The sequence below is a fragment of the Algoriphagus sp. oki45 genome (assembly GCF_036245605.1).
Lineage (GTDB): Bacteria > Bacteroidota > Bacteroidia > Cytophagales > Cyclobacteriaceae > Algoriphagus.
Genome location: NZ_BTPC01000007.1, coordinates 26,294 through 35,079, shown reverse-complemented (window position 1 = coordinate 35,079; position 8,786 = coordinate 26,294). Strand labels below are relative to the sequence as shown.

The 8,786-nt window shown below is 44.4% G+C and carries 10 protein-coding genes; 3 read left to right on the top strand and 7 right to left on the bottom strand.

The window, feature by feature from the left end:
* From AAA942_RS20380 to AAA942_RS20140, 3 genes are all read right to left on the bottom strand, one after another.
* Nucleotides 1-111: IS1/IS1595 family N-terminal zinc-binding domain-containing protein (locus AAA942_RS20380; protein WP_445083360.1), on the bottom strand; the 111-nt coding region annotated here is incomplete at its 3' end.
* Nucleotides 112-362: 251 nt separating this feature from the next.
* Nucleotides 363-1,907 (bottom strand): L-piperidine-6-carboxylate dehydrogenase, encoded by a 1,545-nt coding sequence (amaB, locus tag AAA942_RS20145; RefSeq protein WP_338222113.1) that lies wholly within the window; start codon nucleotides 1,905-1,907, stop codon nucleotides 363-365.
* A 51-nt stretch (nucleotides 1,908-1,958) separates the two neighbouring features.
* Nucleotides 1,959-2,957 (bottom strand): DUF4421 domain-containing protein, encoded by a 999-nt coding sequence (locus AAA942_RS20140; RefSeq protein WP_338222112.1) that lies wholly within the window; start codon nucleotides 2,955-2,957, stop codon nucleotides 1,959-1,961.
* A gap of 272 nt (nucleotides 2,958-3,229) precedes the next feature.
* Between AAA942_RS20140 and AAA942_RS20135 the strand changes: the two genes are divergently transcribed.
* Entirely contained in the window at nucleotides 3,230-4,012 is a 783-nt protein-coding gene (locus AAA942_RS20135; protein ID WP_338222111.1) for a glycosyltransferase family A protein, read from the top strand.
* On the opposite strand, the gene AAA942_RS20130 is transcribed toward AAA942_RS20135, so the two are convergent.
* Complete coding sequence (locus tag AAA942_RS20130) at nucleotides 4,013-4,723, bottom strand: glycosyltransferase family 2 protein (protein ID WP_338222110.1); 711 nt, start codon at nucleotides 4,721-4,723, stop codon at nucleotides 4,013-4,015.
* An 87-nt stretch (nucleotides 4,724-4,810) separates the two neighbouring features.
* Nucleotides 4,811-6,013 carry a pyridoxal phosphate-dependent aminotransferase gene (locus AAA942_RS20125; RefSeq protein ID WP_338222109.1) on the bottom strand — a complete coding sequence of 401 codons (1,203 nt, stop codon included), beginning with the start codon at nucleotides 6,011-6,013 and terminating at the stop codon, nucleotides 4,811-4,813.
* Nucleotides 6,014-6,145: 132 nt separating this feature from the next.
* Between AAA942_RS20125 and AAA942_RS20120 the strand changes: the two genes are divergently transcribed.
* The gene (locus AAA942_RS20120) at nucleotides 6,146-7,006 is read left to right on the top strand and encodes a toxin-antitoxin system YwqK family antitoxin (protein ID WP_338222108.1); all 861 of its coding nucleotides are present in this window, start codon (nucleotides 6,146-6,148) and stop codon (nucleotides 7,004-7,006) included.
* Here the strand turns inward: AAA942_RS20120 and AAA942_RS20115 are convergent.
* Both AAA942_RS20115 and AAA942_RS20110 read right to left on the bottom strand, forming a co-directional pair.
* Nucleotides 7,003-7,530, bottom strand: coding sequence for a YSC84-related protein (locus tag AAA942_RS20115; protein WP_338222107.1), 528 nt, complete (start codon nucleotides 7,528-7,530; stop codon nucleotides 7,003-7,005). The genes AAA942_RS20120 and AAA942_RS20115 overlap by 4 nt on opposite strands.
* A 17-nt stretch (nucleotides 7,531-7,547) precedes the next feature.
* Nucleotides 7,548-7,904 (bottom strand): YraN family protein, encoded by a 357-nt coding sequence (locus AAA942_RS20110; protein WP_338222106.1) that lies wholly within the window; start codon nucleotides 7,902-7,904, stop codon nucleotides 7,548-7,550.
* Nucleotides 7,905-7,988: 84 nt separating this feature from the next.
* Here AAA942_RS20110 and lipB point away from each other — a divergent pair, with 84 nt between their 5' ends.
* On the top strand, nucleotides 7,989-8,714 hold the full coding sequence (gene lipB, locus AAA942_RS20105) for a lipoyl(octanoyl) transferase LipB (protein ID WP_338222105.1): 726 nt from the start codon (nucleotides 7,989-7,991) through the stop codon (nucleotides 8,712-8,714).
* Nucleotides 8,715-8,786 lie beyond the last annotated feature (72 nt).

Sequence of the window (8,786 nt, the reverse complement as noted above, 5' to 3'; positions counted from 1 at the left end):
GAACCAAACAAACTGGTTGCTTCTGGCTACAGAAGGGTTCGAACCCGTGAAAAGAATGCCGCAATTTTTACACTTATACCGCTGCTTGCCAGCCTGTTTTCCCCACTTGATTGAGTCAAGAAACCCACAGGCCCAACAACGCTTTTTTTGAAGTTTTCATGAAACAAAAAAACCTTATTGAAAGCGGTTTCAATAAGGTCTTTGTAATTAATTAAATATCAGGACATTAGGAGGCTTTTCACCAACTATTTTTGACCATTAGATCTAAATGTTAAAATATGGAACACATTGGACCTCGGTCATCCGATTTCCGACCCAATAATTAGAAATAATTTGGTTTGGAAGGCAAAGCAGACAATACTTTAAATATCAAACTTGATCCCCTGTGCCAAGGGCAAAGATGTGGAGTAATTAATCGTATTGGTCTGACGGCGCATGTAGGCCTTCCAAGAATCAGAGCCGGATTCCCGTCCTCCACCAGTTTCTTTTTCTCCTCCAAATGCCCCTCCGATCTCAGCACCGGAAGTACCGATATTGACATTGGCGATTCCACAGTCCGAACCTGCAGCCGAAAGGAAAGCCTCTGCTTCACGCATATTCGTAGTCATGATCGCAGAAGAAAGTCCCTGAGGCACCCCGTTGTGCAAGGCAATTGCTTCGGGAAGGGTTTTGTATTTGATTAAGTACAGGATGGGAGCAAAAGTCTCGTGTTGTACGATTTCGAAATGATTCTCTGCTTCGTAGATCGCAGGCTTTATATAGCAGCCGGATTCGAAGCCGGGTCCTTCGAGGACACCCCCTTCTACTACGGCCTTTCCTCCTTCGGCTTTTACCTTCTCAATGGCTGTAAGGTAATTTTTGACAGAATCCAGATCGATTAACGGGCCTACATGATTTTTTTCGTCCAAAGGATTGCCAATCACTAACTTAGAATAGGCCGATGCCAGTCGGGATTTGACTTCTTCGTAGACATTTTCCTGAATGATTAACCTCCTCGTAGTCGTGCAACGCTGTCCGGCAGTACCCACTGCGCCAAAAAGTGCACCTCGGATCGCCATATCCAAGTCCGCATTTTCGGTGATGATGATGGCATTGTTTCCACCCAATTCCAAAAGTGATCTACCCAGTCTTTCAGCTACGGTTTTTCCTACAATTTTCCCCATTCGGGTGGAACCGGTAGCTGAAATCAAAGGAACCCTTGTATCCTGAGTCATCCACTCTCCAACCTTGTAGTCCCCTACGATGAGGTTTGAAATTCCCTCGGGCATTCCGTGTTTGGCAAAAATCTCAGCAACAATCTTCTGACAAGCAATGCCGGAAAGGGGGGCTTTTTCGGAAGGTTTCCAAACGCATACATCCCCACAGACCCACGCGATGGCTGCATTCCAAGACCATACAGCTACTGGAAAATTAAATGCCGAAATGATCCCGACAATTCCCAGTGGATGCCACTGCTCGTACATTCGGTGCCCTGGGCGCTCCGAATGCATGGTCAATCCATATAGTTGACGGGAAAGTCCAACCGCAAAATCACAGATATCGATCATTTCCTGTACTTCTCCCAGGCCTTCCTGATAGGATTTGCCCATTTCGTAAGAAACCAACTTACCCAGATCGGCTTTCACTTCTCTGAGTGCATTTCCTATTTCCCGGACGATTTCCCCTCTATGGGGAGCAGGGACAGTTCTCCATTTTTCAAAGGCAATTTGAGCCTGGGTGATTACTTTCTCATAATCATCGACGGAGGTAAGTTGGACCTTTCCGATCAGCTGTCCATCAGCCGGAGAAAAGGAAGACAAATAGGATTCTCCTGAATCCATCCAAACAGTGCCGGTGGAGGTTCCCAGATTTTCAGGGTTTACACCTATTTTTCTTAAGGATTGGAGGATTCCAAATGAATCGTTCATAGCAAAGGGAATATTGGTTACTGACTGCCAAAGCTAAAAATAAATCAATGATCAGTTGAAGATCCGATGGAGTATTTGCAGCGGATTATACTTGGTGTAGGTTTTTTCAAGTTTAGGTCCCGGATGTATTTTGTAGACGACATTGATCCTGTAATTGCCCGTATTGGCTTCTTGGGAGATCCCTTCCAGCTCGGAAAGGAGCAGGTTTTTGAAAACATAGCTGCCATTTATCGAAAATCTCTTCCCATTGTACCCGGCAAAGCCCCGGAGATTATAACCCGGCATCAAACTGACTACCCGTGTTTCTTTATTTTCATCCGCTTTTCCGGTACCCAAACCCAAATTGGCCGAAGCTGCTCCGGTGAGAAAAAATCCCTTACCAAAAACCAAGGTACCCGCAAATCCTGCACTTGGCCCTATCTGAAAAAAATCGCCTTGGGTATAATTTCCCGAAATATCCAATTCCTGGGGAATGATCAAGGAATCCCCGCTAATCCGCACTCTATATACTTCAAAACCTACCATAGGAGAAAATGCTGACTTTTTTTGGATTTCTGATTGATGAAATGCCGCCTCAAAAGAAAACTTTTCCCCATTGAACAAATAGCTTGAACTCAGGCCCAGTTTGACCACCCGAAGATCTCTCCGGAGGTAGTCTTCGCCTGAATCCATGAAATCCGAAATAATATACCCCCTGTAGAATTGAGCAAAAAGATCAATTATCCAGTTTTGGGGATAGGAATGGGCCTGAAGATCTAAAAATTGAGGCCAGTCTTTTTGTCTTTGGGGATTGAGAAAGCCCAAAGGTGCCGCCAAGTTCAAAGTAAACTTTTGGAAAGTAAAACCAACGCCAAGATTTAAGCCACTGTTGGGTTCATATAGGCCTACCGATTCTCCTAAATCCAAATTGGTATACTTTCTGGAAACATAGGCTCTAAGAATCATTTGGTCTTTTGCCTTCTCTATGTAGGTGGTATCGTAATTGGAATTTTGAGCCCAAGAAGATCCGAAGATCATAAGCATCCCAAACAGAGTAAGCGCAATTTTCATTCGAAAAAGGATAAATCGGTAACAAGTTAAAGAAAAGAACCTTGGCTTTCACCAAGGTTCTACAAACTGTTAGAGTTCGAAAAATGGACTCCGTAGAATCACATTTTTACAAAAGTATTTATGAGAAAAGTTGTTAATCACCGATTCAATTTAACACCAAATTAGAATTTTCCAAATTAATTTTTGGACAATTCCACACAAAACTGGTAGAAACTAAATTTGGGCTACCTTTATTGAAAATTTACCCGTCTCAAATTCAACGAGAACAAAACATGGAAAGCTCCAAAGTCTCAGTAATCATTCCTGTTTTCAATGGGGAAAAATACTTAGCAGAAACCATCCAATCTGCCCTCAACTCCATCCACAGACCCCTCGAAATCCTGATTGTCAACGATGGTTCTACGGATTCCTCTCAGGAAATCGCCGAATCATTCCAACAAACCTATCCCGAGATCATAAAAGTTATCAATCAGGCAAATGGAGGAGTAAGCTCAGCCCTAAATAAAGGTGGAAAATTCGCGACTGGGGATTATTTTTTCCCTTTAGGTGCTGATGATTTAATTTCTCCGGATTACCTGTCACAGGCCTCCGCTGTGCTGGATGCTCGCCCTGAAGTAAAAGTCGTCTATTGTGAAGCCGAAAAATTTGGTGAGTTTGGAAGGAAACCATGGAAACTAAAGCCTTACAGCATTTCACTCCTTGCCAGAGACAATATGATCTTTGCCTGTTCTTTAGTGAGAAGATCAGACTGGGAAAGGGTGGGGGGATTTTCGGAGGACATGATCATGGGAAGAGAAGATTGGGAATTCTGGATCAAAATTTTAAAAAACGGAGGTGAAGTGGTCAAACTTCCTTTCTTGGGATTTCATTACAGAATCCATCCAGGCAGCAAAAGAAAAAAGACCGGAACCAACCAAAAAAAGAGAGAGCGGATTGCCTACCTCAATGCCAAACATCCTGAGTTTTTCGAAAGGGAATTGAATGGTCCTTTGCGATTCCAAAGAACTTGGTCAAAACCCTACAATACCCTCCTCAAACTTCTAGGCAAGCTTTAATCAGATTTTATCCCAACCCTTCCAAAACTTCAGAAAATAGTATTTGAGCGGATTGGTATATTTGAGTTGCTTCCAAGGTCGGCTGGCATGTGGACGATGCCAAACAGGAGCATTCATCAAGACCCGGTTTTGAAAGCCCAATTCGATCGCCTTTTTCGAAATAAAGGTATCGTACCAGTCCTTGGCTTCGTCCAATCCTGTAAAGGAATAGCTTTCTAAAAACTCAGGTGAAAACAAAGTACAGCAAAAACTCAGGCTTCGGTTTGTCAGAATTTCCGGTTCTTTGACTCCCTTGAATTTCAGGTATGGAAAATTCACCTCCCCTTTATCATCTACAGTCACCGAGCCAACCAAACCGGATTTGTCATCCTTTTTCATGGCTTGGAGAAGCTTCTCGATCGTGTCCGGATGAATCACCACATCCGACTCCACTACCAGCAGAGGAAGCTTTTCCTCCAAAGCTCGCTTTTGGGCTATCTGAAGAACCATCTTATAATTTGGCGAAGGATGGTCTGTGATGTCTTCCAGATGGATAAGTTCATACCCGATTTCAGCCTTGTTTTTTTCTAAAACTGCCTTAGTCTCTTCGGTGCTGAAGTCATTGAAAATCACGTGCGTCACCTTCACACTTGAATTTCGGATGGCTTTGGAGGTATCCAGGGTGGTTTCCACCGAATTTTTGACGGGAGTGATGACGAGTACTTCAGGCATGGGAAAAGATTTGTGCCAAAATTAAGGCTTTCTGATTAGGCAAAAAAACAGCCCCAAAATTGGGGCTGATTGAAGAGCTATTATCGGTTAGGCTAAATCACCCAACGCCTTCTTAATCCGCTTCAGGGCTTCTACCAATTCCTCCTCAGATGCCGCATAAGAAATTCTCACACAATTTGGAGCTCCAAAAGCCGCTCCGGTCACCAAGGAAACATTGGCTACCGCCAAAAGATAAAGGCAAAGGTCATCGGCATTGTTGACCGTATGGCCATGGGCTGACTTGCCAAAGAAAGCGGTCACATCAGGGAAAAAGTAAAAAGCTCCCTCTGGAACGTGGGTTTTGATTCCCGGAATATCTCTCAACAAGCCCAAAACCAAATCCCTTCTTTTCAGGTATTGCTCGGCCATTTTCTGGGAAGGAGTCTGATCTCCGGCGATTCCCGCCAAGGCCGCACGCTGAGCGATTCCGGTATTTCCGGAAGTAAATTGACCCTGCATTTTTTCCACTGCCTTGGAGATTTCCAATGGAGCGCAGATATACCCAACTCTCCAGCCGGTCATCGCATAGCCCTTGGAGAAACCATTGACGGTCACCGTCCTTTCGAACATCCCCGGAAGGGAAGCGATACTGAAGTTTTTACCTGTGAAATTGATCAGCTCATAGATCTCGTCGGCAATGACTACCATAGATGGATGCTTCTTCACGACTGCCGCGATAGCTTCGAGTTCTGCTTGGGAAAATACCGATCCCGTAGGATTGCAGGGGGAAGAGTAGATCACAGCCTTGGTTTTTGGGGTGATGGCTGCTTCCAACTGGGCTGCAGTAGCCTTGAAATTGTTTTCCAGATTACCTTCAATCAGTACCGGCACGCCTCCACAAAGCTTGATGATCTCTGCATAGCTAACCCAATACGGAGAAAAAATCACCACTTCGTCGCCCTCGTTGATCAGGCACATGAAGGTATTGGCTATTGAGTGCTTGGCACCGGTGGAGACGACGATGTTTTCGGCCTTAGCCTGGGTGATGTTATTTTCTTCTCTCAGCTTCTTGGCGATGGCTTCCCTTAGGTCCTGATAGCCGGCTACAGGGGGATAAGAAAAGTATTTCCCTTCATCGATGGCATCTTTGGCGGCATTCTGAATATGCTGTGGGGTTTTGAAATCAGGCTCACCCAAACTCAAACTGATGATATCAATGCCTTGGGATTTCAGCTCTCTGGCTTTTTTTGCCATGGCTAGAGTAGCCGATTCCTCCATACTTAAGATGCGATCCGATAGAATAGAATTCATTATTTAGGTTGTTTTTTTACAAATTCCTCAAAAATAGACAGAAGATTATAAATAATAAACAAAACTTAGGATTTGCCTCTTAAATGTTATTTTTGGGTAAAATAGACCGTAAAAAGATCCGTTTTTTAAGGGATGAGCAAACCGTTTTCACTTGTATTTCTTCTTTTCCTTTTCTGGAGCAAAGTCAGTTTTGCCCAAAAATCCGACAATGACAAGAAATCCGACCCGGATTCTTCCGGTGTGGTGGCTTCTGCACTTTTACCATCTGTAGCCCCGCTTTTGCTTTTTGATGAAGAAAAGGAAAAAGAAGCCAAAAAGGAGAAAAAGAAGAAGGCCCGAAAGAATATCTGGTTTGATGTGAAGACACAAAGAGGATTCATCCGAAAAGAACTCCGGGGACAATATTACCTCGAATACTTCAACTACACCGATGCCGAGCGAAACCCGGATCCCTACATCCGGGATGTGTATTGGTATGACCCCAAAGAAAAAGCAATCAAGACAGAGGGCTATTCCAAAACCCAAGGATATTTACTCCATGGACCTTATGAACGATTGGTAAATGATGTCGTGGTCGAAAGCGGGATGTTTTACTACGGAATGAAGCACAAAACCTGGATGCTTTTTGACTCCAAAAACGTCCTTCAGGACAAAAGCCACTTCTCCGAAGGCTGGCCAAAAGAATCCCGAATTACTTATTTCAACAGAGCCTCCAATACAATAGAAGAAATTATTCCTGTCCAATATGGACTGGAGGAAGGCAACTATTTCCACTTTCACGAAAACCAGCAGATCGCCGTCACCGGAGAGTACAAGTACGGAGAGAAAGTCGGGCTTTGGACCGAGTACTGGGACACCCAAAATACAAAAGCCATCCGAAAGCGGGAAATTCAATATCAGGAAGAGCCTTACACAAAAAATTTCCGCCCTTATATCCGCGCTGAATGGGATAAGGACGGAAATCTCCTGTATCGAAAAGAAAACCTGAACTAGTTTTCCGAAAACTTGAATTGCTGTCCTCCGACCGAGGCTTCATACATCAAGCCGCCTTTAGTGCGGGTAAAAACCATCACCCCATCGACATATTTGGCATTGAGTGATGCTCCCGAGGCAGCTGCAACTGCCGATACCTGAGCGGACATTTCGATTTTATTTTTCTTGAATCGGTCAAAAGCCTCTTTGTCTTCGAAGAACACTACTTCACTGTAGGCCTGTCCTCCTGCCTGAAAGCCAATAGTGACCTGAGTCATCCGTGCAAAGCCAATTCTGCTGCCCCCTTGGTAAGCCACCCCATTACCGGAAGCCCCTCCCACTCCCAAGCCTCCTTTTCCTACATTCGGTAGGATGATATAGCCATAAGCTGATGAAAACAGCTTGGCCATATCGGGATCTTCGTCCAGAAAGGCTGCTTTTGCATCCTCAGAATCCTCAATGATTTTTTGACTTTTTTTGTCGGATTGAGCAAACAGGACACTAGACAAACTGAATAGCACCAAAAGCAATGTAATTTTTTTCATAGGTAAAATTGATTTAGTCAATAAAACGCATCTTCAAAATGCCGGAAACGGACCGTCCCTTCCCGGTCTTTGTAAACGCCCACGATGTCAAATCTGATATCCTTTTTCCAGTCATTCTCATAAATATACTGATCTGCTGCTTTGACGATCAGCTTTTTCTTCACCGAATCCACAAATTCCTCTGCGTAGCCAAAACCGGTCCCCGAGCGAAACTTCACTTCCACAAAAACCAGCAATCCCCGGTACTCCAAAATCAGATCAATCTCCGCATACCCATGCCGATAATTGGATTCTTTCAACTCATATCCTTTGCTGACCAGCCAGTCTGCAGCCAGCTGCTCTGCGAGTCTTCCGGAGTCGTTATGCTCTGCCATAGGATTTTATTGGTTAATTTTGAAAAATCGAAGAACGAACGGGCGCTAAGGCCTGTTTATTAAAGAATTCCGAAGGGAAAACTAATGAATGAAATTATCAATAAAACGGTAGAATTCCGAGACTTAGGCCGGATGGATTATCAGGAAGCCTGGGATTATCAGGAGAATATTTTCGCCGAAATCGTCGCCCAAAAGATCAAAAACAGAAACCTTCCAGCAGATCAACAAGCAATCACGCCCAACTACCTGCTGTTTGTAGAGCATCCTCATGTCTATACCTTGGGTAAAAGTGGGAAACCCGAAAATCTCCTGTTGGATGATTCTGGATTAGCTCAGCATCAAGCTTCCTATTATAAAATCAACCGCGGCGGCGACATCACCTATCACGGCCCGGGGCAATTGGTCGGCTATCCGATCCTAGACCTGGACAACTTCTTCACCGATATCCACAAATACCTCCGGCTACTCGAAGAAGCCATCATTTTGACTTTGGCTGATTACGGAATTGAGGCAGGAAGAATCGACGGACTGACCGGCGTATGGCTGGATCATGTGGAACAAAAAAATCCGCGTAAAATCTGCGCCATGGGCGTCAAGTCCAGCCGCTGGGTGACTATGCACGGTTTTGCCTTTAATTTGAACGCCGACCTCTCCTACTTTGGACACATCATCCCCTGCGGCATTGATGACAAGGCTGTCACTTCCTTACACCTGGAATTGCGCAGACCCGTGGATGAAGCCGAAGCCAAACACAAAGTCAAAAAGCACTTGGCGGACCTTTTTGAAATGAACCTGATTGAATCAAAATAATTGAGTCGGAAACAGTCTCAAATTCTAAACATTAGTTTTGAGGTACGAAATTGGGCTATTCCCCCTTCTCAA

What these genes read in the sequence shown, in the direction of transcription:
- amaB (WP_338222113.1), bottom strand. Translation starts at nt 1,907, where the DNA reads ATGAACGATTCATTTGGAATCCTCCAATCCTTAAGAAAAATAGGTGTA.
- AAA942_RS20140 (WP_338222112.1), bottom strand. Translation starts at nt 2,957, where the DNA reads ATGAAAATTGCGCTTACTCTGTTTGGGATGCTTATGATCTTCGGATCT.
- AAA942_RS20135 (WP_338222111.1), top strand. Translation starts at nt 3,230, where the DNA reads ATGGAAAGCTCCAAAGTCTCAGTAATCATTCCTGTTTTCAATGGGGAA.
- AAA942_RS20130 (WP_338222110.1), bottom strand. Translation starts at nt 4,723, where the DNA reads ATGCCTGAAGTACTCGTCATCACTCCCGTCAAAAATTCGGTGGAAACC.
- AAA942_RS20125 (WP_338222109.1), bottom strand. Translation starts at nt 6,013, where the DNA reads ATGAATTCTATTCTATCGGATCGCATCTTAAGTATGGAGGAATCGGCT.
- AAA942_RS20120 (WP_338222108.1), top strand. Translation starts at nt 6,146, where the DNA reads ATGAGCAAACCGTTTTCACTTGTATTTCTTCTTTTCCTTTTCTGGAGC.
- AAA942_RS20115 (WP_338222107.1), bottom strand. Translation starts at nt 7,530, where the DNA reads ATGAAAAAAATTACATTGCTTTTGGTGCTATTCAGTTTGTCTAGTGTC.
- AAA942_RS20110 (WP_338222106.1), bottom strand. Translation starts at nt 7,904, where the DNA reads ATGGCAGAGCATAACGACTCCGGAAGACTCGCAGAGCAGCTGGCTGCA.
- lipB (WP_338222105.1), top strand. Translation starts at nt 7,989, where the DNA reads ATGAATGAAATTATCAATAAAACGGTAGAATTCCGAGACTTAGGCCGG.